This is a genomic window from Rhodococcus sp. NPDC047139 (assembly GCF_040643435.1).
Lineage (GTDB): Bacteria > Actinomycetota > Actinomycetes > Mycobacteriales > Mycobacteriaceae > Rhodococcus.
Genome location: NZ_JBEYUH010000005.1, coordinates 238,445 through 263,953 on the forward strand (window position 1 = coordinate 238,445; position 25,509 = coordinate 263,953).

A 25,509-nucleotide genomic window follows, 5' to 3' on the forward strand; every position below is an offset into this window, starting at 1 on the left:
TGCGTGTACCTGCCGTATTGCACCACACCCACAGGTGCCCCACAGGCCACAACGGAGAAATTCGACGTCCTCCTCACGCCCCGGCGAGTGTTCAGCGGCCGGACAACTCGGTGAAGAATGCAGGAACGAGAGCGACGTCCTCCACGGTGCGCACGGTGGAGCGGACACCGAGACCGTGTTCCTTGAGCAGGTCGCACAAGCCGTCGCCGTCGACCAGATCGATCGGCGGGGCTCCGTTCCGATGAGCTTCGGCCCGGGCGTCGTCGGTGAACGATCCGGTGGAGACGAGCAGGCCCTTCTCGCCCCGCCCCACCATCGCCGCACGGAACTCGCGGACCACCTCGGCGCCCGCCTGCTCCGGTGCGCGCACGAAGCGGAAGAAGACAGAGAAGCTCAGCAGCGACACACGCAGCACGCCCGTGCCCTCGACGTGACCGGCCGGGTGGGATCCGCCCGGGGCAGGGATGGTCAGCGTTGTGAATCCGGCCGCGCGCAGAACTGTGGTGACGAGGCGTTCGAAGCCGTCCTTCGACAGATCGGCAACGGCACCGAGGACCGGCTCACGCCACAATTCGGGATCCTCGGGTGCAGCCGCGAGCGATACGACCTGGGCACCCTGCGAGACGTTGCGAACCAGCCGCTTGCGGCGCTTCTCGGCCGTATACGCGACCTGCATGGGTTTGATCTCCGACTCGCGCACGGCGCGCCCGCGCTCGGTCACACTCCACACGCCCCTGCGGGTGTTCGACAGCAGACCCATGCCCTTGAGGTAGGTACGTGCCCACGCGAGGCGGTATTCGATCTCCGTCCCCGGACCGTCGCCGTGGAGTACGGCCTGCGCGGCCTCGGTCAATCCCGTCCGGGCGATCACGGCGGAATCGATCTCCTCGATGACGCCGGACCCACCGAGCTCGATGACCGCCTGCACCGTCGGCCAGAGAAGATCCGTGTACGGGGGCAACGTGGCCTCGCCGCCTCCGGTGTTCCGGACGGAGTTTTCGATCGCGTTCCGGCGCTGCACACCTTCCCCTAACCTCGCGGCGCGGAAGGCCGCACCATCGGTCCTGCACGTAGGTGACAACCCTATCGGATGTGGCGGCTCCGCCCGCGGGTGCCGGACCCGGGCGCGTCCGAACTACGGACCGGGGTGTCCGCCGGAGTTCTACGATTTCTTCAGGGAGCTCTTTCGCGTCCACCGAAGCGAGTCGCCATGCACCGCCCTCCACCTGTCGATCCGGCCCATCACCCGCATCTCAGCGGCCTGTTCGCGCCGCAGCGCGAGGAGGTGGACATCCACAATCTCGAGGTCCGCGGAAAATTGCCCACCGACCTGCACGGAAGCTATCTCCGCAACGGTCCCAATCCCCGATTCGACCCGATCGGCCACTACGTCTATCCCATCGACGGTGACGGGATGGTTCATCGGGTACAGATCGCCGACGGCACCGCCCGCTACACGAACCGGTTCGTCAGGACACCGCAGGTCGTGGCGGAAGAGAAGGCAGGTCGTGCCCTGTGGGCCGGAATCACCGATCCGTACTTTCCTCCGGAGGAGGAGGTGGGGCCGGATCTTGCGAACACCATCCGCGAACTGCCCGACATCAACATCATCCGTCACGGTGGACGGTTGCTGGCCATGGCCGAGGCGGCACCGCCGTATGCACTGGGCTCCGAATTGGAGACGCTCGGCCGTGAGACCTTCGGCGGGACCCTCCCCGCAGGTCTCACCGCGCACCCGAAGATCGATCCGGATACAGGGGAGATGATCGCGTTCTGCTATGTGCTCGACCCGCCGTATCTGACCTGGTCGGTTATCGCACCGGACGGGACGGTCACCCGCGCAGCGACGCCCGTCGACGGCGCGGACATGCCGTTGATGATCCACGACATGGCGTTGACACCGACCTACATCGTGCTGGTCCTGGCTCCGCTCGTATTCGATCTCTCGCAGATCTTCTCCGGTGGATCACCTCTCGACTGGAAACCGGATCTGGGCGTACGCGTCGCGCTCATCCGTCGGGACGGCGGCTCGGTGAACTGGTTCTCGACCGGCACCTTCTGGATGTGGCACACGGCGAACGCCTTCGACCTGCCCGACGGCGACGTCGCACTCGACTACGTGGAATGGAACTATCCGGGTGCTTTGACCACGAAGACGGGACCGAATCGGTCGGTCCTCCGTCGCGCCGTGATCGGCCGGAACGGCGTGACCCGGACGACCCTGCACGAACGCGATATCGAGTTCCCCCGCATCGACGACAGGTCGGCGACCCTCGATCACCGTGTCGTCGCAACGATCGGACGCAGCGGTTCGCAGAAACTCCCGACTGGCGCTGCGGATTCGCTGTTCTGGTTCGATGTCGTGTCCGGGACGGAATCGGTGTGGGCCCACGAGACGCTCACTCCGGGCGAACCGGTCTATCTGACGGCCGAGGCGGGCGGGTACTGGGGGACGATCGCCACCGACCGCGCCGATTCGACCAGTTGGTTCCTCGTCTTTCCCGAAACCGACCCGGCCTCGGGCCCGATCGCGCAGGTGCGTCTGCCGATCCGGGTGCCGGCCGGCCTGCACGGAGCGTGGCTCGACTCGGCGTGAGCGCCGCTCCCGCTAGTTTGAGGGAATGGGTTTCACACGAGCCGAACTCGAATCCTTCCGCGATGCGGTGATCCCCGATCTCGTCGCACCGGGCTGTCGCCTGCTCTTCGTCGGGATCAACCCCGGTCTGTGGACCGCAGCGACAGGAGCCCATTTCGCACGTCCCGGGAATCGCTTCTATCCCGCACTGTTCCGCGCCGGCATCGTCGACCGGCTCATCGATGCCTCCTCCGGTATCAGCGACGTCGACCGCGACCACCTGCTCGAACGGGGTGTCGGCATCACGAATCTGGCGCCGCGGGCGACAGCGCGCGCCGACGAACTCACCGACGAGGAACTCCGCGATGGCGGACGCCACCTCTCGAAGGTGGTGGCCGAGTACCGCCCACGTGCCATTGCGGTTGCCGGCGTCACGGCCTACCGCACGGCCTTCGGTCGCCGCAGGGCGAAGGCCGGATTGCAGGAGGACATGATCGGCGACGTGCCGGTGTGGGTGGTGCCCAACCCGAGCGGATTGAACGCCCACGAAACCGTCGAGTCGCTGGCGCACGCCTATGCCGAACCCGCGCGGGCGGCGGGCATCCTGTCCTGAACTGCCGCCTACCGCTGAGCGCCGAACACCTTGTCGAGGAAGTGCGTGGCGCGGTAGCCGGTCGGTGTGCCCTGCACGACGACCGCCCACCCCTCGGAGTTCTCGGTGCGGAGCGGGAGGATCGCCTGGTACTCCGGGGATTCGTACCAGGACCGGGCGCGTTCGACGTCGGGGAATTCGATGATCACGAGGCTCCCCTCGAAGGGTCCTTCCATCCCTTCGGGATCGACGCCGTGGACGAGGAAACGTCCGTCATAGGGGGCGAGGGTGTCGTCGATGGTCTCGATGTACCGGACGATCTCGTCGTTGAGGTCGATGTTGCGAAGATGAGCCACTGCGTATGCGTTCATGCGACTACGGTGCATCCTGCCGCGCGCGGGATCGATTACCCGGGAAGTAATGGTGGCCGCTCCACTTCCCCTCTACGTTCGGGATATGACCACACTCGACGTTCCCCATGCGGGTGCGTTGCTGCGGACCTGGCGAGAGCGACGCGGATGGAGCCAACTCGCACTGGCGCACACCGCCGGAATCTCCGCGCGACACCTGAGCTTCGTGGAGACCGGCCGGTCGCGACCGTCGCGCAGAACTGTGCTCGGGTTGTGCGAGCACCTGGAGGTACCGCTGCGGGAACGCAATACGATCCTCATGGCGGCAGGCCTGGCGCCGGTCTATCCCGAACATCGGCTCGGCGACCTGCCGATGGCCGCCGTATCGGACGCGATCACCCGAATCCTCACCTTGCACAATCCTTTTCCCGCACTCGTCGTCGACCGGCACTGGACGATGGTCGATGCGAACGACGCTGTCGTCGCCCTCGTGGAGGGATGCGCTCCCGAACTGCTCGAGCCGCCCGTGAACGTCCTGCGATTGACGCTGCACCCGCGCGGACTCGCACCACGGATAGCAGATGCGGGACAGTGGCGTGCTCACCTCCTCGCACGACTGCAGCACCAGATCGGTGCGACCGGCGATCCGGAATTGAAGCGGCTGCACGACGAACTGATCGGTTATCCCTGCGACGATCCGGCACCCCCGGACACTCCGCACGCCCTCGTCGTTCCGTTCCGGCTTCGCACCGAGCGCGGCGAACTGTCCTTCCTGAGTACGACCACCTTGTTCGGCACTCCCCTGGACGTGACCGTCTCGGAACTCGCGATCGAAGCGTTCTACCCGGTCGATGCCGAGACGGCGCGCGCGCTCGTTCGCGGTTCCCACCTCGATCCGTCCTCGCGCGAGGATGTTGCGCGCTAACGTGGAAGATGCTTCTGCCGAGCGGATCATGCGGAGGACACCGACATGAGCACTGCGAAATGGTGGGTTCTCGACGAGCGGGAGTCCGGCTTCACCCTCGAACATCGCCCGAGCGGCGACGTCGTCCTGATGAACAACGGAACCTCGGAAGAGCACGTCCTGCATGGTTACGTGTGGAAGCACTGTCCGCACTTCGGCCTGCAGATCCAGAGCGAGGGCCCACCGCCGTACGGTCCGTGGGTCGAGAACCCGGAGGACTGAACTCCCGGCCTCCGTCTCAGGGGATCGTTCGCAAGGGCGTGTGCTCACCGGTCGCGGTATCGATCAGCACAGCGCGGGTGAGCGCCGCCTCCATCGGAAGCACGTCGTACACCACGGCGCCGAGGCGGTCGAGTTCGTCGCGTCGGGCGCGGGGGCTCAGAGAACAGTGCGGGGTCCAGCGTCCGGGGGTGTAGTAGCGGTGCAGGTCCGCTCCCGTCTCCTCGACGACCCTCACGACGCGGTCCTGGCGCTGCACGAGATCGGGCGACGGGGCCGGAACGAGCGAGGCGCGGCCGCGACGGAACAATCCGAGCGTGTCGATGTAGATGTGAACCGGCCCCGAGTCGGGCACGTCCTCGAGCGCCGATTCGACGGCGGGCAGGTCGTAGGTCCGCAGCACAACGTACGACAGGTGCGGTACGTGCCTGCGGTGCGTGTGTGTCAGCAGAGTGGGGATGCCGCTCTCCTCGAGTCGGCCCCACAGCCGGCGTATCGCGCGGTCGGTCTCGGTGTCGAACAGGAGACAGACGGCCAGCGCCATCAGTTGACGGTCACGTGCCAGACGAGCGCCGCCGCGAGCGCACCTGCCCCGTTGATCGACCAGTGCAGGGCGATCGGCGCGAGGATGCTTCCGCTGCGTCGGCGCAGCCACGTGAAGACGAAACCCGCCGCGGCGGTCGCGATCACCGCACCGACGATGCCGGCAATCTGCGCGAGCAGTCCGGCGCCGAGGAAGGCACTGAGGCCGGCGTTGCCCGCTGTGAGCCCGAACGACGAGGCGATGTGCCACAGGCCGAACAACAGCGATCCTGCAGCGAAGACACCGCGCGCACCCCACACTCGCTCGAGGGTTCCGTGGAGGACTCCCCGGAAGGCCAGTTCTTCGGGGATGACCGTCTGGAGGGGGATGATGATCATCGATGCGACGAGGGCGCCGGAAATCGTGGCGTAGCGCTCGGACAAGAAGAATTGCCTGGTGAACGGCAGTGCGATGCCGATCGCCACGACGAGAAGTACGAGGGCGACCGCTGCGACGGAGTAGAGCGTCCCCCGCTTCCAGTGCCGTGGCGACAGCCCGAGTTCCGACCAGCGCATGCCGCGTCGGCGCATCATCGCGACCAGCACACACGCCGCGACCGGCACGGTCGCGATCGACGCCCAGGTCGTGGTGAAGTGGGCGATGAGATTGGTGGTGACGAGCACCGTGATCACCACGGCGAGATCGATCCAGGCGTGGAATCGGGACAACCACGCCAGCGACGGCAGGTGTCCGGCGTCCTGCGACGGCAACCGTCCGATTTCTACGGTCACGTGCGTTCCCTCCGGCAACTCTCGAGCATCCGGTCAAGTGTACGGATTCGGCCGTTTCGGCGCCGTGACGCCGCACACGCCCCCTCCGCGTCCTTCGGATTTCCGGACATCACCGGCGTGAAACACACCACCGAATGTCGGGAGATGCAGGTCACATTCGTGTTGCACGTCGAGTCCGTCACATGCCCCGTTGTCAAGCCCTTGCGCCCACGCAGCTAACGTGTATGGCGATCACCAGCCCTCTTTCAGGAGAAACAATGGCCGACTTCCTCTACGAGGACCTGCTGCCGATCGGTGAAGACACCACCGAGTACCGGCTGCTGACCACCGAGGGGGTGTCCACCGTCGAAGGCCCCGACGGCCGCACCTTCCTGAAGGTGGAGCCCGAGGCCCTGCGCCTGCTCACCGAGACCGCGCTGCACGACATCTCTCATTACCTGCGCACGGATCACCTGAAGCAGCTCGCGAGCATCCTCGAGGATCCCGAGGCGTCGAACAACGACAAGTTCGTTGCCCTCGATCTCCTGAAGAACGCGAACATCGCCGCCGGCGGGGTGCTCCCGATGTGCCAGGACACCGGCACCGCCATCGTCATGGGCAAGCGCGGCCAGCAGGTGCTCACCCCGGGCGACGACGAGGAGTCCATCGCACGCGGTGTGTACGACGCGTACACGAAGCTGAACCTGCGGTACTCGCAGAACGCTCCCCTGACGATGTGGGACGAGAAGAACACGGGAAACAATCTCCCCGCGCAGATCGAGTTGTACGCGGACACCGCGAAGGGCCACGAGAACGCCTACAAGTTCCTGTTCATGGCCAAGGGTGGCGGATCGGCCAACAAGTCGTATCTGTACCAGGAGACGAAGGCCATCCTGAACCCGGACTCGATGATGCAGTTCCTCGAGGCGAAGATCCGGTCGCTGGGTACCGCCGCATGCCCGCCCTATCACCTCGCGATCGTGGTGGGCGGCACGTCTGCCGAGTTCGCGCTCAAGACTGCCAAGTACGCGTCGGCGCACTATCTGGACGAGCTGCCCACCGAGGGCGCCATCACCGGCCGCGGTTTCCGCGACCTCGAGCTCGAGAAGAAGGTCTTCGAACTCACCCAGAAGATCGGCATCGGCGCGCAGTTCGGCGGAAAGTACTTCTGCCACGACGTCCGCGTCGTCCGCCTGCCGCGCCACGGCGCGTCGCTGCCCGTCGCGATCGCCGTGTCGTGCTCGGCCGACCGCCAGGCCAAGGCCAAGATCACTCCCGAGGGCGTCTTCCTGGAGCAGCTCGAGTTCAACCCCGGACAGTTCCTGCCCGAGGTCACCGACAGCCAGCTCGACTCCGAGACCTCGGGCGTCTCGGCCACCGGCAAGGGTGCCGCGGTCAAGATCGACCTCACCCGGCCGATGCCGGAGATCCTCGCCGAGCTGTCCAAGCACCCGGTCAAGACACGCCTGTCGCTCACCGGCCCGCTGGTCGTCGCTCGCGACATCGCGCACGCCAAGATCAAGGAGCGCCTCGACGCCGGCGAGGAGATGCCTCAGTACCTGAAGGATCACCCGGTGTACTACGCCGGTCCGGCGAAGACCCCCGAGGGTCTCGCGTCCGGGTCGTTCGGCCCGACGACCGCCGGCCGCATGGATTCCTACGTGGACCAGTTCCAGGCGGCAGGTGGCTCGATGGTGATGCTCGCGAAGGGCAACCGCTCCAAGCAGGTCACCGATGCGTGCCACAAGTACGGCGGCTTCTATCTCGGTTCGATCGGCGGCCCCGCCGCCCGCCTGGCGCTCGACTGCATCAAGAACGTCGAGGTCGTCGAGTACGAAGAACTCGGCATGGAAGCGGTGTGGAAGATCGAGGTCGAGGACTTCCCCGCCTTCATCGTCGTCGACGACAAGGGCAACGATTTCTTCGCCCACACCGGCGAGGTCACCCTCACGGTCGGCAAACGCCCCGGACTGTAGACATCCGGCACGAGTCGAGCCCGGCGGGAATGATCCCGCCGGGCTCGATCTTTCGGCCGTGCGTCAGGCAGCGCAGGCGTGCGTTCGCGCGAGCACTGCGGGCGACTGCACGACGACCTGCTGCAGGAACTCGAGGACGATGCCCGGCGCCGGTTCCGCGCCCGGCGCGAGTACCGCACACAGTGCGCGGTACTGGGCGTCGCTCATCACCGGCGCGATCCGGAAGTGAGTGGTCATCCCGAGAGTGAAGCCGATCCCGAAGTCGCGGGCACGGACCTGCAGTTCCGGGCCGTGCTCCCCCGCGATCAGGCAGACCTCGAAAACCGCGCGTCCGGCGGTGTGCTCGAACGACGCCGAAGATACGTTGTTACGGACCATCTGCCGGTAGAGCGGCCGCAGTCCGCCGAGCACGACCGGCGGAAGCGTCACTGTCCGAGGACGGTCGGCGGTGAACATATGATCACTCCTTCAACCCCGCGACCTCACCGGCCGCGCACTTTTCTGGAATCAGTCTAGTAACTGGAACTATTCCAGAAAAACTCCGCAGCCGCAACCGCCGGGCCGCTCCGATTGGCCGATCGTCCAATCGGCCCACTCACCGAGCACCGAAGTCTGTAGCGGTTGAGTCTCCCCCACCCGCGAATCACAGGACAGGATCGAGTGCACCGACCGAAGGAGGGTACGTGCAGCTCACAACGGCACGATTCGACGCGATGCCCGAGGGCGAGGCCGTCGCACTGTTGCTCGAATGCTGTTCGAGCCGGACGTGGGCACACTCCGTCGCCGCGGCACGTCCGTTCGGTTCACGAACCGTCCTGCTCGCCACAGCGGCGGCAGCGGCCGAGAACCTCGACGGCGACGATCTCGACGAGGCCCTCGCCGGCCATCCCCGCATCGGCGAACGCACCGAAGACGCCACCTCACGACGCGAGCAATCCGCGGTCACCGGGGCCGATACCGACATCCTGAACCGGCTCGCTGCCGGCAACCGGGCGTACGAGGAGCGATTCGGGCACGTCTACCTCGTCCGCGCCGCCGGCCGAACAGCGCCGGAGCTCCTCGAGATCCTCGAACGGCGCCTCGGAAACGATCCGGATACGGAGAAAACCGAGATGCGCACCGCACTCGCCGAGATCACCCGCCTGAGACTCGAGCGTCTCGTCACCGACACCGCCGGGAGTCGTGCATGAACACCCTGAGCACGCACGTCCTCGACGCCACCGCGGGCACCCCCGCCGTGGGGCTGCACGTCTCCCTCACCGATGCCGACGGCAACTCGTCGGGCACCGGTATCACGGACGACGACGGACGCCTGTCGGGTTTCGCCGGCCCGCTGACCGAGGGCACCTACCACCTGACCTTCGCCACCGGCGACTGGTTCTCGCAGCGCGGAATCTCGTCCTTCTACCCGGAGGTGACCGTCACCTTCCGTATCCCGGAGGGGAGCGGCCACTTCCACGTGCCGCTGCTCCTGTCCCCCTACTCGTATTCCACCTATCGAGGGAGCTGACCCCGTGACCGAACTGACCGGCAAGATCGTCCTCGGACCTCACCGCTACGGAAAGGCCGAGAACCGGGTGGTGCGCATCGTACGCGACACCGAGCGGCACGAGATCCGCGACCTGAACGTATCGTCCTGCCTGCACGGCGATTTCGACGCTGCTCATCTCGAGGGCGACCAGGGCACGGTGTTGCCCACCGACACCCAGAAACAGACCATCTACTCCTACGCCAAGGAGAAGGGCGTCGAGTTCGTCGAAGAGTACGGACTCGCCCTCGCACGGCATTTCGTCGACGACATCGAACCCGTGCGATCGGCCCGAATCGAGATCGAGGAGTACGCGTGGGAACGAGTCGTCGTCGACGGCGCCGGCCACGACCACACCTGGACGCGTAAGGGTTCCGAGATCCGCACCGCAGCGATCACCGTCTCCGGTAGCGGCGCCGACCGGAAGGAATGGGTGATCGGTGGGCTGAAGGATCTCGTCGTGCTCAAGTCCACGGGGTCCGAGTTCCGGGGATTCCTCACCGACCCGTACACCGTGCTCGAACCCGCGGAAGACCGCATCATGGCCACGAGCCTTCAGGCGCGGTGGCGGTTCGCCTCGACCACAGTGGACTGGGACACCGTGTACGCGGGCGTGCGCGCCACGATGCTCGAGGTCTTCGCGAATCTGCACTCGAAAGCTCTGCAGCAGAGCCTGTTCGAGATGGGCCGTGCCGTCCTCGAGCGGTATCCCTCCATCGCCGAGATCCGGTTGTCCGCGCCGAACAAGCACCACTTCCTCTACGATCTCGAGCGGTTCGGCGTGGAGAACGCGGGTGAGGTCTTCCACGCCGACGATCGGCCCTACGGATTGATCCAGGCGAGTGTGCTGCGTGAGGACGCACCGGATGCCGGGATCGCATGGGAGCCGTACACCGGCGCGATGTGATCGCTCCCCCGCCAGGGCGGGGTGTCACTCACACGACGATCGGATCCAGGGATCGCAACGCGAGGTACAGGTCGAAGCGGTCACCGGTGCGCGAGAGGCTCCGCCCGGTGAGCGCTTCGACCCGCCCGATGCGGTAGCGAACCGTGTTCAGGTGCACGTGCAATTGTTCGGCCGCGCGGCGCCAGGATCCGTCGCAATCCAGGAAGGCCTCGAGCGTCGCGAGCAGACCCGCATCGGTACGTCTGTCGTGTTCGACGACGTCGCCGAGCAATCGATCCGCGTAGGCTCGGCGCAACTCGTCGGGAAGCGTCGAGAGCAGCCCGAGCGCCGAATCGAGTTCGGCGCGTCGCACCGACACCGGTCCCGGATCATTGTGCGCCGCAGCGCAGGCCGACGCCGCCGCACGGACCGCTCCGGCCGGGTCACCGTCATTGCATTCGCCGCCGACACCGACGAACAGCCGGTCGTCGCGCAGCGTCGGCACCAGACGCCCGAGCCGCCTGCGCAGGGTCCGGGTCACCTCCGCTTCCGTCCCGGCAACCGGCACGACCACCCGGCCCGTACTGTCCAACGAGGTGATCGCTCCGTCGAGGACGTCCTCGAGCAGACCCCGCAGGACGGCCGCCGGGATCCGGCCCTCGGCCGCGGCGACCACCGCCACCCGCGAGTTCGTTCCGGCGAAGGTCGCCGGCGTCCGGTCGGTGATCTCCCATGCCACCCGGCGTCGCTCGTCGCGGCGCACTCGGTCGAGCGCGACCACCGCCGCGAACTCGGAGAACGCATCGACGCACTCCGAAACGATCTCCTCGTGCCGGATCACCAGGAACCACGCATCGATCCGGTCCGTCAGTCCCCTGCCCACCGGCAGCACCGTGATGCCACCGGGAAGACGGAGGGGAAACCGGTCGGTGGTCAACGCGGCCGCGGTGACCCGGTCGAGTGCGGGCTCGTCGAGTTCGAGTCCCCCCGCCACAGTCACCCCGGTCGAGGTGATCAGCGACGCCTCCACGCCGAGTTGCTGCGCGAGCCCCTCGAGCAGTTCGTCGACGCTGCGCCCGTCGGCGACGGCAGCGAGCCACTGCCGTTGCCTTGCCAACCCCGTCTGCAAGCGATCCATGCGGGCTCCGGCCATCTGCCCGGTCATGTACTCGATCACTCGGCTGAAGGGCACGTCGTCGGGCACCACGAGCAGGGGCAGACGGTGCCGTACGCACGCGTCGATCACGTCGTCGGGCACCCGACCGTACAGGGCCTCGCCCGCTGCCATCGCCGCCACTCCGGCGCCGACGAGCCGTTTGACGAACAGATCGGAGTCCTCGGCGGAGCGCCGCCACACCAGTCCGGTGAACACCAGCGAGCCGGCAGACACATAGCGCGTGGGGTCGGGCATGTCGGTGGTGCACGCTCGCAGCACCGGTCGGTTCAGAACCTCCTCGGCGCCGTGCAGCACACGGATTCCGAGCTCCGGAGCGTCGACCACATCTCGAAGAAGCACGGTGTTCACCTCCCGTTTATCGTGTTGGACGATCGCACAGTAGGAGCCGCGGATTTCCGCGGTGTTTCGTGCGTGCTGCCGCAGAGGTACATCTGTCCGGCGCAGTTGACTGAAGACTCCCGACGATCCGAGGAGTCGACGATGAACTCGCACCCCACCGACCGGCCGCTCGTCATCCGCGGCGCACACGTGGTGAGCATGGACAGCGCCCGTACCGAACACCGCAACGGGTACGTCGTCGTCTCCGGCAACCGGATCGTCGCGATCGGAGCGGGTGAGCCCACCGGCTTCGACGACGCGCAGAGCGTCGACGGCACCGGCTGCGTGCTCACACCGGGTCTGATCAACACCCATCACCACCTGTACCAATGGATCACGCGAGGGCTTGCCGCCGACCACACCCTGTTCGAATGGCTCACTACTCTCTACCCCGTCTGGGGCGGCATCGACGCCGACGCCGTCCACGTCGCAGCCAAGGGCGCACTCGCCCACCTCGTCCGTACCGGCTGCACGACCAGCACAGACCACCACTACGTCGTTCCTCGTGACGGCGGTGACGTCTTCGGCGCCGAGATCGCCGCCGCCGCCGAGGTCGGTATCCGCTTCCATCCGTGCCGCGGGTCGATGGACCTCGGTGCGAGCGCGGGGGGCCTGCCGCCCGACCACATCGTCGAGAACATCGACGCGATCCTCGAGGGCAGCCGCGAAGCCGTCGACCGCTGGCACGACCCGTCCTTCGATTCGATGTTGCGCATCGCGCTCGCACCGTGCTCGCCGTTCTCGGTGACCGGTGACCTCCTGAAGCAATCCGCCCTGCTCGCCCGCGATCTCGGGGTGCGGATGCACACCCACCTCGCCGAGACACTCGACGAGGAAGACTTCTGCCTCGAGAAGTTCGGCTGCAAACCGGTGCAGTACATGGAATCTCTCGGCTGGACCGGCCCGGACGTGTGGTACGCGCACGCCGTGCACCTCGACGATCGCGACATCGGAGTTCTCGCCGCGTCGGGCACGGGCGCGGCGCACTGCCCCACCTCCAACGCCCGGCTCGGTGCCGGTATCGCCCGCGCCGCCGACATGTACGCCGCGGGAGTGCCGCTCGGCCTCGGTGTCGACGGCGCGGCCAGCAACGAGTCGTGCTGCATGCTCGAGGAGGCGCACCACGCCGCACTGTTCGCCCGGGCCCGGAGCGGGCCGCGGGCCATGACGGTGCGGCAGAGCCTCGAACTCGCCACCATCGGCGGCGCCCGGGTCCTCGGTCGCGAGAACGAGATCGGATCGATCGAGGTCGGCAAGCTCGCCGATCTGGCCTTGTGGCGGATCGACGGTCTTGCCCACTCCGGCATCGCCGATCCCGTCGCGGCACTGGTCCTCGGCAGTACACCGCCCCTCGAACTGCTGTTGATCAACGGTCGCGAAGTCCTCGTCCGCGACGAGGTCCGCACCGTCGACGAGCACGCAGTAGCGCGGCAGGTCGCCGCGGAACACGCCGAACTCGTCGCGAAAGCGGGGTGAACCGGTGGATCTGCACAATGTGATCGCCTACGACATCGCCCGTGACCGCTCGGAACTGATGCTCGATGCAGGTGATGCCCCGGTCGGTGGCGGCACCTGGTTGTTCTCCGAACCGCAACCGCACCTGCGCCGGCTCGTGGACCTCTCCGGTCTCCGCTGGCCCCCGATCACGCTGCACTCCGACACCCTCGAGGTCGCCGCGACCTGCACCGTCGAACAACTGGCCGCGTTGTCCGGCAATCACGAGTGGCAGGCGGCGCCGCTGTTCCGGCAGTGCGCCGAGGCGTTGCTCGCATCGTGGAAGATCTGGAAGCGCGCCACCGTCGGCGGCAACATCTGCCTGTCGTTCCCCGCCGGAGCCATGATCTCCCTCGCTTCCGCGCTCGACGCGACTGCGGAGATCTGGACGATCGACGGCGGCGAGCGGCACGTGCCGGTGGCCGACTTCGTGCGCGGTGTCGGCTCGAACGTGCTCACACCGGGTGAGATCCTGCGGAGCATCCGTATCCCGACGCAGACCTTGAACTCCCGCACCGCGTTCCGGAAGATCGCTCTGTCGCCTCTGGGACGTTCGGGGAGCGTGGTCATCGGACGCCGGGACGACGACGGCAGGGTCACCATCTCGATCACCGCAGCCACCGTGCGCCCGTTCCTTCTGCGCTTCGCCGACATCCCGTCGGCACAGGAGTTGTCCCACAACCTGTCTCGGCTCATCCTGGCGGAGGACTTCCACACCGATGCACACGGCGCAGCCGACTGGCGACGCGCCGTCACCGCCGTCCTCGCCGAAGAGGTCCGCACCGAACTGTCCGCCGAGGAGGTCCTGCCGTGAAACTCACCGTCAACGGCCGCGAACACAACGTCGAACCCCATCCCGGCCAGTGTCTGCGTACTCTCCTGCGCGAGACCGACCACTTCGAGGTGAAGAAGGGCTGTGACGCCGGAGACTGCGGCGCCTGCTCGGTCCTGCTCGACGGCGAACCGGTTCACTCGTGCCTGGTCCCGGCCGCACGAGTCGACGGACACGAAGTGACCACCGTGACAGGACTGGGAACCCCCGACCACCTGCACCCCGTGCAGGAGCGATTCGTGGACGCCGCCGGCTTCCAATGCGGGTTCTGCACCGCAGGCATGATCGTCACCGCCTCCACCTTCGCGGAGGAGGATCTCGACGACCTGCCGAACCGGTTGAAGGGGAACCTTTGCCGGTGCACCGGTTACCGCTCGATCGAGGACGCTCTGCGCGGGCGGACGAACGTGGAGGAGACGGACGGGCCGTCGTGCGGGCGTTCGCAGCGCGCACCCGCCGCGACGCGTGTCGTCACCGGCACCGAGCCCTACACCCTCGATACTGCCGTCGACGGCCTGCTGCACATCGCCGTCCTCGGCAGCCCGTACACCCATGCACGAATCGTCTCCGTCGACGCCTCCGCCGCGGAGGCACTGCCCGGCGTACATGCGGTGCTGTACCACCGCGATGCTCCCGCTACCGCATACTCGACCGCGCGCCACGAGAACCGGACCGACGATCCGGACGACACCTATCTGTTCGACCGGGTGGTGCGGTTTCGCGGGCAACGGGTCGCCGCGGTCGTCGCCGACAGTCCCGCCCGTGCGCAGGAGGCACTCGGATCGATCCGCGTCGAATACGAGGAACTCCCCTTCGTGCTCGATCCCGACAGGGCCCGGCAGCCGGGAGCTCCACTACTGCACGCCGACAAGACGGCCGATGCACGCATCGCCGATCCCGGCCGCAACGTCGTCGCCGAGATCCACGGCAGCACCGGCGATGTCGACGCCGCCCTGGCGTCGGCAGCCGCGGTGGTCCGGGGACGCTGGCAGACGCAGCGCGTGCAGCACACCCACCTCGAAACCCACGGTGCCATCGGGTATCTCGACGACACGGGTCGCCTCGTCATCCGCAATTCCACACAGGTGCCCTTCCTGGTGCGCGACGAACTGTGTCACATCTTCGGACTCGACCAGGACCGCGTGCGTGTGCACACCGCCCGGCTGGGCGGGGGCTTCGGAGCCAAGCAGGAGATGCTGGTCGAGGACGTCGTCGCCGCAGCCGTCCTGAAGACCGGCCGACCCGTCCAGTGGGAGTTCAGCCGCTCCGATCAACTGACCATCGCACCGTGCCGGCATCCCATGCGCGTCGACGTGACTGCCGCCGCCGACTCGAGCGGGATCCTCACCGCGCTCGCGATCGACGTGCTCGCCGATGCGGGCGCCTACGGAAATCACAGCCCCGGCGTGATGTTCCACGGTTGCAGCGAATCGATCGCGGTGTACCGGTGCGCGAACAAGCGCGTCGATGCCGAATCGGTGTACACCAACAACCGGCCGTCGGGCGCCTTCCGCGGCTACGGCCTCGGTCAGGTCATCTTCGCGGTCGAGTCCGCGATGGACGAACTGGCCCGAAAACTCGACATCGATCCGTACGATTTCCGGCGTCGCAACGTCGTCGTCCCGGGAGATCCGCTGGTCGCCGCGCACCCCGAGGGCGCCGATCTGATGTACGGCAGCTACGGGCTCGACCAGTGCCTCGATCTCGCACAGCGGGCGATGTCCCGCAGCGGTGGCCGACCCGCGCCGACGGGAGAATACTGGCGTATCGGTGACGGGATGGCGCTGGCCATGATCGCGACCAATCCCCCCAACGGTCACATCGCCGATACGTCGATCGAATTGTGCCGGGACGGCCGCTATCTCGCTCGCGTAGGGACCGCGGAGTTCGGGAACGGCACCACGACCGTGCACACCCAGATCGCGGCCACCGCACTCGGTACCCGGCCCGACCGCATCGTCGTCCACCAATCCGACACCGACGTCACCACACACGACACCGGCGCCTTCGGATCCTCGGGCACCGTCGTCGCATCGAAGGCCCTGCTCAATGCGTCGCGTGAACTGCGTCGCCGAATGGCGAAGGCGGCCGCCGAACTCACCGGCACCGACCCCGAGCAGGCGGAACTGTGCCCGGACGGCGTCCGATGCGGCGATCGTCTCGTCACCCCCGCCGAACTTCTCGACGCCACCGGGGAACCGCTGCGAGCAGAAGGCCGGCACGGTGGCCTGCCGAGGTCGCTGTCGTTCAATGTGCAGGCCTTCCGCGTCGCCGTGGACGTCCGCACCGGCGAGGTACAGATCCTCCGGTCGATCCAGTCCGCGGACGCCGGTACCGTCCTCAATCCGGAACAGTGCCGCGGACAGATCGAAGGTGGTGCCGCGCAAGCGCTCGGGGCGTCGATGTTCGAGGAGATCCTCACCGACGACGAAGGTCGGGTGACGACGGATGCGTTGCGCAACTATCACATTCCGCAGTTCGCGGACGTGCCGCGCACCGAGGTCTACTTCGCCGACACCTACGACGAACTCGGCCCGATGGGCGCCAAGTCCATGAGCGAGGCGCCGTTCAATCCCGTCGCCCCGGCACTCGCGAACGCCGTCCGCGACGCGATCGGGGTGCGACCGCACGAGTTGCCGCTCTCCCGCGATCGCATCTGGCGCCTGCTGCAGTGAGACCGTCCGATCGAGACCGGTGTCGTGTGGATTTCCGGCCGGATTTCGCACACGGCATCGGTCTCGTTCGGTGTACGGGCCGTGAGCAACGCAGCTGTAACACGAAGTTGATGCAGCAGGGTCGATTCGGCCCGTCGAACTGTGTAAAGTACTGAACCACATCGGTAATCGATCCGATGATGTCCGCCCGGCCCTGCCGGTGAACGATCCGGAGCTCCCCTCCGGAAGAGGACTCTCCGGTGACGGGCGCGAGGGCCGTCGCAGACGAAGCACCCCACGTCCCGGAGGTTCCCATGCGATGTTCCCCGATACCGAGCCCCTTCCGCGGCCGGCGCACCCACTGCTGACATGTGCGGCACGATCTCGTCCACCCTCACGCTGGTAGGACGATTCGACCCTGGAGCCATGGCGCACTTCATCGCGGCCCGCGCCGATCTGCTGCAGGTGCGTGCCACCGTAGCCTCGGCGACCCGGCACCGCATCGAGCTGTGTACAGAGGGCGATCCCGACCTCGTCGACGCGCTCGAGACTGCCTGTGCCCTCGCACCCGGCACCAACGTCGTCCTCGATCTCACTTCGACCGAGAGGAACCCGACCCGATGACCGTATGGACTCCCGTCGCCCTCGCCCGAGACATCGAGCCGGGCACCGCGACCGGCACCACCGTCGACGGAGAATCCGTCGCGTTGTGGCGCGGGACGGACGGCGCGGTACACGCGTGGGCCGACCGTTGCCCGCACCGCGGCATGCGCCTGTCCTTCGGCTTCGTCCGCGAAGACCGCCTCGTATGCCTCTATCACGGTTGGCAGTTCGACGGCGCCGGCGCGTGCCGGCACGTCCCCGCCCACCCCCGGATGGAACCGCCGAAAACAGTGAGGCCACAACGGTACCGGGCCGTCGAAAGCGCCGGCCTCGTGTGGGTGGCACCTGTCGACACCACCGGCACGCCCGATCTTCCCGGCACGGCGATCACCCCGGTGCGGTCGGTATGGATCGACGGCGATCGGGACACCGCCCTCTCTCGTCTCGGCCTGAACGGACCCGACGCGGCCGCACTCGCCACGGGCACCCTCGACGGAACCGACGTACTCGCCGGCGTCCAGAAGATCGATGCGAAGACCACGGCCGTGCACGTCGTGGCGGCCGACGTCGTGCCGGCCGCCACGGTGAACACCCTCGTCCTCCGACTGCACGAACTCCGCGACTCCGCGTCGCCCGCGCGAGAGGTCATGGACTCGTGAGTATCCCTGTCCTGCACGACTTTCCACTCGATCCGCGGTGCTACTCGGTGCGCCTGGCGCTGGCGTTGCTCGGGATCGAACATCGGGTACGACCCGTCGACGTGTTCCCCGGTGGCGCTCACCTCGAATCCCCCTACCGCGAGATCACGCCCACCGGCCTGCTTCCGGTGTTCGAGACCGGAACGGCGACACTCGTCGGACCGGTCGACGTTCTCGGCCACCTCACCGACGGAACCTCTTGGGCCGCACCGTCCGACGAGTGGATCGACTTCGCGACCGGGCCGCTCGAAGAGTTCTACTCCGGCAGGGAGACATCGTTGTACACGACGGACGCCGTCGACACCACGGCCGCTCGTGCTGTAGTGCAGTCGCTCGACGACCTGCTCGCCTCCCACACGACGAACGAAGCATGGGTGGCTGCCGACCGGCCGACGGTTGCCGATCTCGCCCTGTTTCCCGCGGCCGCCCTGAGCCGGGACATCGGGATCGACCACGACCGCTACCCCGCTCTGCGCAGCTGGATCCGTCGTATCAAGCAGCTTCCCGGCTTCGTGGAGATGCCCGGTATCCCCGTCTTCCCCTGAGTTCTCCGACTTCCCGGATTCCGAAAGGACGCCACATGCAACAGTCCACCGTCGACGCGGTGATCCGCGGCCTCGAGAAGGCCGGCGTCACCACCGTGTGCTACCTGCCCGACTCCTTGTTCAAGGAGCTCTATCCCGCTCTCGACGAGCACCCCACCATCCGCACCATCCAGGTCACCAACGAGGGCGAGGGCGCCGCGATCTGCGGTGGGATCTTCCTGTCCGGCAAGCGTGCCGCGCTCATCATGGAGAACTCCGGCCTGCGTGCCTCCGTCGAGCCTCTCGCACGCATGGGTCTGGGCGCCGGCATCCCGGTGATCATGCTCATGAGCTACCGCGGCGAGCTCGGCGAGAACAACTGGTGGGCCGTGCCGCACGGCATCACCATGGAACCGATCCTCGACGCACTGCGTATCCCGTACCGCATCGTGCGGGAGGAGGACGCGATCGAACGCGCCATTCACGACGCCTTCGAGTGGTCCTATTCCGCCTACCACCATTCCGCCATCGCCCTCGGGGGAGGACTCGTCCGATGACCACCATGCGCATGACCCGATTCGAGTGCATGCAGGCACTCGCCGCCCGGCTCGAGAACGAACTCGTCATCCTCTCCCTCGGCGCGAGCGTGGACGAGTGGTACAACGCCGCCCCGCACATGCGTGAGGCGAGTCTGTTCCAGCAGCAGCTCGGCTGTGTGACCCCACAGGCGTTCGGTCTCGCGGTGGGCCTGCCGCACCGGCGCATCATCTCGCTCGACACGGACGGCGGCATGCTGTTCAACCTCGGCATCCTCGCGACCCTCGCCAACGAGCAACCCCGCAACCTGTTCACGGTGGTGTGGGACAACGAGTGCTACCAGTCGATCGGCGGCCCGCCGACCCACACCGCCAAGGGCAAGGTCGACATCGCGGCGATCGCACGCGGCGCCGGAATCGAGAAGGCGTATACCGCCGAGACACTCGAGGAGTTCGACAAACATTGCGTCGCAGGGCTGTCCGCAGACGAACCGTACGTGCTCGTCGCGAAGGTCTCGAGCGTCGTGCAGCCGGGCATCAAGCGCAAGCACAGCGACGGCCGGGAGGACAAGTACATCTTCGTCCGCCACGTGGAGGCGACGGAGGGCATCACCATCATGGGTCCCAGTGAACACAACTGACGGTTTCGACTACGTCGTCGTCGGTGGCGGGTCGGCGGGGTGCGTCCTGGCCGCCCGTCTCAGCGAGAATCCCGACACCTCCGTGCTTCTCCTCGAGGCAGGACCGGACCACGCCGGTCTCTCTTCGATCGCCGCGCCTGCGACCTGGGCCGGACTGCTCGGCGGCGACTACGACTGGGGGCACAGCTATGCTCCCAACCCGTTGATCGACGGTCGCGCCGTGCCGATCCCACGAGGCCGGGTCCTCGGCGGATCGAGCAGCATCAACGCGATGCTCTGGTATCGCGGACACCCGTCGGACTACGACGCGTGGGAGGCCGCCGGCGCCAAGGGCTGGAATTTCGCGTCGCTGCTCCCCTATTTCCGCCGCGCCGAGGACTGGGAGGGCGGCGCCACCGCCTTCCGCGGCGCTGGGGGGCCGGTGCGCATCACCCGTCCCGCCGACCCGCACCCTATCGCCATCGGATTGCTCGACGCCGCAGCCGAACTCGGCATGCCGGTACTCGACGACTGCAACGGGCCGGACATCGAGGGCGCCGCCCTGGCGAACCTCACGATCGACGACGGACACCGCGTCAGCACGGCACGCGCCTATCTCGATCCGGCGCGGACCCGGCCCAATCTCACCGTCCGCACCGACGTCACGGTGTCGGAGTTGGTGTTCGAGGGCGACCGGTGCACGGGCGTGCGGTACCGCAGCGCAGACACGGACAGCGTGGTCCGTGCCGACGCCGAGGTCCTGCTGTGCGCCGGGGCGATCTCGAGCCCGCATCTACTGTTGCTCTCCGGTATCGGCGACCCCACGCACCTGCGTGAACACGGGATCCCCGTACACACCGCACTGCCCGGTGTCGGACGCAACCTCCAGGACCATCCGCTGCTCATGGGCGTGAACTTCCGGTCCCGCAGCGCGCTCGGCCCGGCGCGCGACAATGGTGGCGGCGCGATCCTGAACTGGCGGTCGGACCCATCGCTCGACCTGCCCGACCTGCACGCATTCGTCGTCCAGGGTTCGCACGCCACCCCGGAGATCGCCGCACGTTACGACGTCACCGGCGACGTCTTCGCGATCTCTCCCGGTCTCATGCGCTCCTACAGCGTCGGGCAACTGGCACTGCGCTCCGCGGACCCGAGCACGCCACCGATAATCGACCCGCGATATCTGTCCGATCCCCGCGACCTCGATGCCCTCGTCGCCGGCCTCGACCGCGTCTTCGATCTGGCCGGGACCTACGCCCTACAGGGACTCGTGGAAACGCCCGTGGCACCGGAACGCCGACTCGGCCGCGCCGACGCCGAAGCCTTCGTCCGCGCGAGTTGCGCAACTTTCTTCCACACCGGCGGCACGTGCGCGATGGGCGTGGGGCTCGACTCGGTCGTCGATCCGGACCTGCGTGTCCACGGGGTCGACGGACTCCGCGTGGTGGACGCGTCCGTCATCCCCGTGCTCCCGTCGTGCAACACCAACGCCCCCGTGATCGCTCTGGCCGAGCGTGCGGCCGCGTTGATCACCGGAACCGAGAGGAGACTGTCGTGACGACCAGCATCACCACACGCTGCGACGACCCCGTCGTGCTGAACCAGTGGTATCCGGTCTGTTCCGAACACGAGGTGGCCGAGGCCGTCGTGCGCACCCGACTGCTCGGCGCCGACGTCGAGTGCATTGTCGGCGCCGACGGAGAACCGACGGTGCACGACGGCGACACCGCGCTTCCGGTCCGGCGCCGATACGGTTTCGTGTGGACCACCCTCGGCACCCCCGAGAAGGACGTGTTCCCCATCGACGAGGCCGACGAAGACGACCGGCGGTACGTGCCGTGCGGGTGGGTCACGCTCCGGTCCTCTCCTGGCCGGGTTGTGGAGAACTTCCTGGACATGGCGCACTTTCCGTTCGTGCACACCGGCATCCTCGGCGGTGAGGCCGCCACGGAGGTCGCGCGGTACAAGTGGGAGATCCGTCGGGAGACCGACGAGGTGTGGGCGACCGACTGCACGTTCTTCCAGCCGCAGATGTCCGCTGCCTCGGAGGGCTCGTTCGCACAACTCACTTACCGGGTTCCCGCTCCTTATCAGGTGATGCTCTACCGGATCTCGCCTTCGGACCCCTCCCGCCTCGACGCGATCGCCTTGTTCATCCAGCCGATCGACGAAACCCTGTGTCGCGCACAACCGGTGATGTATCTCGTCGATCCGGACTCGTCGCACACCGAGCTGGTGCAGTTCGAGCAGGTGATCTTCCTGCAGGACCGCATCATCGTCGAGAACCAGCGTCCCCTGCTGCTGCCGCTCGATCCGCGCGACGAGATCCCCACCCGCGCCGACGCCTCGTCGGTCACCTACCGGCGCTGGCTCAAGGCCAAGGGACTTCGCTGGGGCGCCCTGCCGTTCCGTCCCGCCGACACCCGAGGAGCACACACGTGATGACCGCCGCCCTCCCCCGATACTGTGCCGACTTCCTCCGCGACGGCACCAAATCGCTGCTCGTCGACGGACGGTGGGTCGCCGGTTCCGGCGCACCATTCGAGACGGTCGATCCGGCCACGGGTGTGCCGCTCGCGACGATCGCGTCTGCGGGGGCGGACGAGGTGGATACCGCGGTCGCCGCCGCACGGCGTTCCCTGCAGCACGAGTGGGCCTCGTGCACCCCTGCGGCCCGCGCACGCGTGTTGTGGCGTATCGCCGAGACGATCGACGCCCACGCCGACGAACTCGCCGAACTCGAGACCCTCGACCAGGGCAAGGCGTGGGCGACCTCCCGGTTCGCGGAGATCCCCTCCGCGGCCGAGCAGTTCCGCTACTACGCCGGATGGGCCACGAAGATCACGGGGACGACCGTCACCCCTTCGATCACCTACGCACCGCCGGGCCGGAAGGTCGTCGCGCACACCGTGCGCGAACCGGTCGGAGTGGTCGCCGCGATCGTGCCGTGGAACTCGCCGCTGCTCATGGCGGCGATGAAGCTGGCGCCGGCGCTCGCAGCGGGATGCACCGTCGTACTCAAGCCCGCCGAGGACACCTCGCTGACCGCCCTGCGGTTCGGGGAACTACTCGCGGAGAGCGGGATTCCCGACGGAGTCGTCAACATCCTCACGGGTGGCGGGGAGGTCGGGCGCATGCTGGCGGAGCATTCCGGTGTGGACAAGGTGACCTTCACCGGGTCCACGGACGTCGGGAAGAAGCTTGTCGCCTCGGCCGGGGCGGCCAATCTCTCGCGGCTCACCCTCGAACTCGGCGGCAAGTCCCCGGCGGTCGTCTTCGGCGACACCGATCTGCCGCTCACCATCCCCGGCCTCGCACGCGGCATCTTCGCCAACTGCGGTCAGGTGTGCGTCGCCGGTTCCCGGATCTACGCCGAGCGTCGCGTCTACGAACAGGTGGTCGACGGTCTCGCCGCGGCGGCGGGTGCCCTGCGGCTCGGCCACGGTCTCGACGACGACACCGATCTCGGTCCGCTGGTGAGCCTGCGGCACCGCGAGACGGTGGCGTCCTACGTCGACGACGGCGTACGGGCGGGGGCCACGGTCGTGACCGGTGGTCGCATGGTGGGAGAGACCGGCAGCTTCTACGAGCCGACCGTGGTGGTCGACGCCGCCCCGGATCTGCCGATGATGCGGGAGGAGATCTTCGGCCCGGTCGTGACCGTGACGCCCTTCGACGATCCCGACGAAGTGATCGCATGGGCCAACGACACCGACTACGGCCTCGCGGCGAGCGTGTGGACGTCGGATCTGTCGCGGGCCCACAGGGTGGCCGGCGCGATCCGCGCCGGCACCGTGTGGATCAACTGTCACTCCTATTTCTCACCGGAACTGGTCAAGGGTGGCCACAAGCAATCCGGGTGGGGATACGAGAACGGCGCGGCCGGCCTGGAGAACTACCTCGAGACCAAGACGGTGTGCTTGTCGGTCTGACCGTCCGTGGGGGCCCCGAGGTAGGCGTGCGTCGCATTGAACCGCGAGAGCATGTACTCGCCGGCCCTGATCGGCGGGTAGATCGGATCCACTCCCGGTTCGACACAGGTGGGGATCGCCTCGATGACCGCATGGAAGTTCGGGGTGACGAAGTAGGGCAGCGAATAGCGGTGCCCGGTCGTGGGATTGAGTACGCGGTGCCTGGTGGAGACGTACCGGTGGTTGGTCCACCGGGCGATCATGTCGCCGAGATTTACGATCAGGGCGTCGGGAGGGGTCACGACGTCGATCCACCCGCCGCCCCGCGCGGCGACCTGCAGCCCACCGATGTCGTCCTGTGCGAGCAGCGTCAACGAGCCGTAGTCGGTGTGAGCCGCGGCGCCGGGCGTGGTGTCGCCGACGGGAACGGGCGGGTAGTGCAGCATCCGCAGCGAAGCGAGTGGATCGGTGAACATCGGTACGAAAGCCTCGGCGTCGAGGCCGAGCGCGAGCGCGAGCCCGCGCATGATGTGGGCGTTGATGTCGAGGCATGCCCTCGCGTATTCGTCGGTGACGCTCTTGAAGTCGGGCATGAGCGAGGCGGGCCACTGCGCCGGACCGTGCAGCGGCGTGCCCACGACGACCTCGGGGTGGTCGGCAGCCCGGTCGAAGGTGATGTCGAGGGCCTCTTTGCCGTCCGCACCGGCGGTGCGGTCGAGGATTTCCGTCTTGGGAGGCACGTATCCGCTGTGGCAGGAAGATTTCGCGATGGCGATCTCCATCTTCTCCTCGAACGGCAGCGCGAAGAAGCGGCGTGCTTGTTCCATCGTCGCGGCGCGTAGATCGGGGTCGAGTCCGTGTCCGGTGACGACGAAGAAGCCGAGGTCTGTGCAGGCGGCGTCGAGCGCGTCGGCGACCGCACGCGGATCGCTTCCGTCACGTAGCGGACGAAGATCGATGAGGGGCAGGGATTCCATGGGTGACTCCTGAAGACGACGGACGGGTGATCGCTATGAGTTAATTTCCCCGATACTGCCGGTCCGTCTCGTGCCGGTGAGGACCGTGTTACAGGTTCTCGGCTCGCGCTCCGACACACAGCACCAGACGTGCCGGCTCCGCACCCCGGTGGCGCCACTGCATCTCGGCTCCCGCGGCGGCGAACAGGCAATCCCCCTCCGCGAGCTCGACCGCCGGGCGTCCGCGCACCTCCACCTCGAGCCGTCCACCGGTCATCACCACTACGAGATCGTCGGAGCGCCGGAACCATCCGCCGATGTCGTCGCCCGGTCCGATCTCGTACTGGTACACCTCGGCGATCGCCCCGTTGCCGCGCGCCATCCACGTCACCGGCGCCGCAGGCGTTCCCGTCACCGCTCGGGCGACGCGGCCTGCGGCCCGTACCACCAGCACGTCGTCGGCGGGGGCCGGATCCAGGAAGTCGGAGGGCGACCGGCCCAGCGCATCGGCGATCTTGTAAAGGGTCGCGAGCGACGGGGCGTTGAGGCCGCGTTCGACCTGGCTGAGAAACGCCTGGCTGACTCCGGCACGCGACGCCAACGTCCGCGCGGTCAGCCCCTCCTGCCGGCGGACCTCGCGAATGACACTGCCCACGCGCGCGACCCGATCCTGTTCTCCCGCTGTCTCCATCGGCACCTCGGATTTCACCTTTCTCCGGGTCCCCGAAACATGATCGTCACGG

27 protein-coding genes are annotated in these 25,509 nt (G+C 67.4%); 19 read left to right on the forward strand and 8 right to left on the reverse strand.

Translation table 11 applies throughout. From position 1 onward, the window contains the following. Positions 1-91 precede the first annotated feature (91 nt). Positions 92-1,021, reverse strand: a complete 930-nt coding sequence (locus tag ABZ789_RS08515; protein WP_358421794.1) for a winged helix-turn-helix domain-containing protein — start codon at positions 1,019-1,021, stop codon at positions 92-94. Positions 1,022-1,210: 189 nt separating this feature from the next. On the opposite strand from ABZ789_RS08515, the gene ABZ789_RS08520 reads away from it, so the two are divergent. Both ABZ789_RS08520 and mug read left to right on the forward strand, forming a co-directional pair. Further along, a complete protein-coding gene (locus ABZ789_RS08520) occupies positions 1,211-2,596 on the forward strand; it encodes a carotenoid oxygenase family protein (protein ID WP_358421797.1) in 1,386 nt (461 codons plus the stop codon). Positions 2,597-2,621: 25 nt separating this feature from the next. After that, on the forward strand, positions 2,622-3,188 hold the full coding sequence (gene mug / locus ABZ789_RS08525) for a G/U mismatch-specific DNA glycosylase (RefSeq protein ID WP_358421800.1): 567 nt from the start codon (positions 2,622-2,624) through the stop codon (positions 3,186-3,188). Positions 3,189-3,196: 8 nt separating this feature from the next. Here mug and ABZ789_RS08530 read toward each other — a convergent pair whose 3' ends face one another. Beyond that, positions 3,197-3,538 (reverse strand): DUF1330 domain-containing protein, encoded by a 342-nt coding sequence (locus ABZ789_RS08530; RefSeq protein ID WP_358421803.1) that lies wholly within the window; start codon positions 3,536-3,538, stop codon positions 3,197-3,199. A gap of 85 nt (positions 3,539-3,623) precedes the next feature. Here ABZ789_RS08530 and ABZ789_RS08535 point away from each other — a divergent pair, with 85 nt between their 5' ends. Both ABZ789_RS08535 and ABZ789_RS08540 read left to right on the forward strand, forming a co-directional pair. Continuing rightward, positions 3,624-4,442 (forward strand): helix-turn-helix domain-containing protein, encoded by an 819-nt coding sequence (locus ABZ789_RS08535; protein WP_358421806.1) that lies wholly within the window; start codon positions 3,624-3,626, stop codon positions 4,440-4,442. A gap of 45 nt (positions 4,443-4,487) precedes the next feature. Continuing rightward, positions 4,488-4,703, forward strand: coding sequence for a maltose regulon activator MalT (locus ABZ789_RS08540; protein ID WP_358421809.1), 216 nt, complete (start codon positions 4,488-4,490; stop codon positions 4,701-4,703). Between the two features lie 16 nt (positions 4,704-4,719). Here the strand turns inward: ABZ789_RS08540 and ABZ789_RS08545 are convergent, their stop codons facing one another. After that, a complete protein-coding gene (locus ABZ789_RS08545; protein WP_358421812.1) occupies positions 4,720-5,244 on the reverse strand; it encodes a 2'-5' RNA ligase family protein in 525 nt (174 codons plus the stop codon). After that, complete coding sequence (locus ABZ789_RS08550) at positions 5,244-5,969, reverse strand: CPBP family intramembrane glutamic endopeptidase (RefSeq protein ID WP_358422165.1); 726 nt, start codon at positions 5,967-5,969, stop codon at positions 5,244-5,246. The genes ABZ789_RS08545 and ABZ789_RS08550 overlap by 1 nt, the downstream gene beginning before the upstream one ends. 302 nt (positions 5,970-6,271) lie before the next feature. Here ABZ789_RS08550 and ABZ789_RS08555 point away from each other — a divergent pair, with 302 nt between their 5' ends. Beyond that, positions 6,272-7,969 carry a fumarate hydratase gene (locus ABZ789_RS08555; RefSeq protein WP_358421815.1) on the forward strand — a complete coding sequence of 566 codons (1,698 nt, stop codon included), beginning with the start codon at positions 6,272-6,274 and terminating at the stop codon, positions 7,967-7,969. Between the two features lie 63 nt (positions 7,970-8,032). Here ABZ789_RS08555 and ABZ789_RS08560 read toward each other — a convergent pair whose 3' ends face one another. Further along, on the reverse strand, positions 8,033-8,425 hold the full coding sequence (locus ABZ789_RS08560; RefSeq protein WP_358421818.1) for a hypothetical protein: 393 nt from the start codon (positions 8,423-8,425) through the stop codon (positions 8,033-8,035). Between the two features lie 227 nt (positions 8,426-8,652). Here ABZ789_RS08560 and uraD point away from each other — a divergent pair, with 227 nt between their 5' ends. The 3 genes from uraD to pucL are packed head-to-tail and all read left to right on the forward strand — an operon-like array spanning position 8,653 to position 10,404. Continuing rightward, on the forward strand, positions 8,653-9,159 hold the full coding sequence (gene uraD, locus ABZ789_RS08565; protein WP_358421821.1) for a 2-oxo-4-hydroxy-4-carboxy-5-ureidoimidazoline decarboxylase: 507 nt from the start codon (positions 8,653-8,655) through the stop codon (positions 9,157-9,159). Next, a complete protein-coding gene (gene uraH, locus ABZ789_RS08570; protein ID WP_358421824.1) occupies positions 9,156-9,479 on the forward strand; it encodes a hydroxyisourate hydrolase in 324 nt (107 codons plus the stop codon). Before uraD ends, uraH begins: the two co-directional genes overlap by 4 nt. 4 nt (positions 9,480-9,483) lie before the next feature. Continuing rightward, positions 9,484-10,404 (forward strand): factor-independent urate hydroxylase, encoded by a 921-nt coding sequence (pucL, locus tag ABZ789_RS08575; RefSeq protein ID WP_358421827.1) that lies wholly within the window; start codon positions 9,484-9,486, stop codon positions 10,402-10,404. 28 nt (positions 10,405-10,432) lie between these two features. Here the strand turns inward: pucL and ABZ789_RS08580 are convergent, their stop codons facing one another. Continuing rightward, positions 10,433-11,899 carry a helix-turn-helix domain-containing protein gene (locus ABZ789_RS08580; protein ID WP_358421830.1) on the reverse strand — a complete coding sequence of 489 codons (1,467 nt, stop codon included), beginning with the start codon at positions 11,897-11,899 and terminating at the stop codon, positions 10,433-10,435. Between the two features lie 141 nt (positions 11,900-12,040). Here ABZ789_RS08580 and ABZ789_RS08585 point away from each other — a divergent pair, with 141 nt between their 5' ends. The 11 genes from ABZ789_RS08585 (at position 12,041) to ABZ789_RS08635 (ending at position 23,831) form a co-directional block, all read left to right on the forward strand. Then, the gene (locus ABZ789_RS08585; protein WP_358421833.1) at positions 12,041-13,414 is read left to right on the forward strand and encodes an 8-oxoguanine deaminase; all 1,374 of its coding nucleotides are present in this window, start codon (positions 12,041-12,043) and stop codon (positions 13,412-13,414) included. A gap of 4 nt (positions 13,415-13,418) precedes the next feature. Beyond that, the gene (locus ABZ789_RS08590; protein ID WP_358421836.1) at positions 13,419-14,246 is read left to right on the forward strand and encodes an FAD binding domain-containing protein; all 828 of its coding nucleotides are present in this window, start codon (positions 13,419-13,421) and stop codon (positions 14,244-14,246) included. Further along, positions 14,243-16,939 (forward strand): molybdopterin cofactor-binding domain-containing protein, encoded by a 2,697-nt coding sequence (locus ABZ789_RS08595; RefSeq protein WP_358421839.1) that lies wholly within the window; start codon positions 14,243-14,245, stop codon positions 16,937-16,939. The genes ABZ789_RS08590 and ABZ789_RS08595 overlap by 4 nt, the downstream gene beginning before the upstream one ends. 348 nt (positions 16,940-17,287) lie before the next feature. Continuing rightward, the gene (locus ABZ789_RS08600) at positions 17,288-17,542 is read left to right on the forward strand and encodes a hypothetical protein (RefSeq protein ID WP_358421842.1); all 255 of its coding nucleotides are present in this window, start codon (positions 17,288-17,290) and stop codon (positions 17,540-17,542) included. After that, positions 17,539-18,180 carry a Rieske (2Fe-2S) protein gene (locus ABZ789_RS08605; protein WP_358421844.1) on the forward strand — a complete coding sequence of 214 codons (642 nt, stop codon included), beginning with the start codon at positions 17,539-17,541 and terminating at the stop codon, positions 18,178-18,180. The genes ABZ789_RS08600 and ABZ789_RS08605 overlap by 4 nt, the downstream gene beginning before the upstream one ends. Further along, positions 18,177-18,764, forward strand: a complete 588-nt coding sequence (locus ABZ789_RS08610; protein WP_358421847.1) for a glutathione S-transferase family protein — start codon at positions 18,177-18,179, stop codon at positions 18,762-18,764. Before ABZ789_RS08605 ends, ABZ789_RS08610 begins: the two co-directional genes overlap by 4 nt. 35 nt (positions 18,765-18,799) lie before the next feature. Then, positions 18,800-19,300 (forward strand): thiamine pyrophosphate-binding protein, encoded by a 501-nt coding sequence (locus ABZ789_RS08615; protein ID WP_358421850.1) that lies wholly within the window; start codon positions 18,800-18,802, stop codon positions 19,298-19,300. Next, positions 19,297-19,920 carry a thiamine pyrophosphate-dependent enzyme gene (locus tag ABZ789_RS08620; protein WP_358421853.1) on the forward strand — a complete coding sequence of 208 codons (624 nt, stop codon included), beginning with the start codon at positions 19,297-19,299 and terminating at the stop codon, positions 19,918-19,920. Before ABZ789_RS08615 ends, ABZ789_RS08620 begins: the two co-directional genes overlap by 4 nt. Continuing rightward, complete coding sequence (locus ABZ789_RS08625) at positions 19,907-21,457, forward strand: FAD-dependent oxidoreductase (protein ID WP_358421856.1); 1,551 nt, start codon at positions 19,907-19,909, stop codon at positions 21,455-21,457. Before ABZ789_RS08620 ends, ABZ789_RS08625 begins: the two co-directional genes overlap by 14 nt. Further along, entirely contained in the window at positions 21,454-22,341 is an 888-nt protein-coding gene (locus ABZ789_RS08630) for an aromatic ring-hydroxylating dioxygenase subunit alpha (protein ID WP_358421859.1), read from the forward strand. The genes ABZ789_RS08625 and ABZ789_RS08630 overlap by 4 nt, the downstream gene beginning before the upstream one ends. Then, on the forward strand, positions 22,341-23,831 hold the full coding sequence (locus ABZ789_RS08635) for an aldehyde dehydrogenase family protein (protein WP_358421862.1): 1,491 nt from the start codon (positions 22,341-22,343) through the stop codon (positions 23,829-23,831). The genes ABZ789_RS08630 and ABZ789_RS08635 overlap by 1 nt, the downstream gene beginning before the upstream one ends. On the opposite strand, the gene ABZ789_RS08640 is transcribed toward ABZ789_RS08635, so the two are convergent. Then, on the reverse strand, positions 23,795-24,787 hold the full coding sequence (locus ABZ789_RS08640) for a 2-oxoglutarate and iron-dependent oxygenase domain-containing protein (protein ID WP_358421865.1): 993 nt from the start codon (positions 24,785-24,787) through the stop codon (positions 23,795-23,797). The two genes, ABZ789_RS08635 and ABZ789_RS08640, sit on opposite strands and share 37 nt — an antisense overlap. An 88-nt stretch (positions 24,788-24,875) precedes the next feature. Beyond that, positions 24,876-25,457 (reverse strand): helix-turn-helix domain-containing protein, encoded by a 582-nt coding sequence (locus ABZ789_RS08645; protein WP_358421868.1) that lies wholly within the window; start codon positions 25,455-25,457, stop codon positions 24,876-24,878. Between the last annotated feature and the right edge of the window lie 52 nt (positions 25,458-25,509).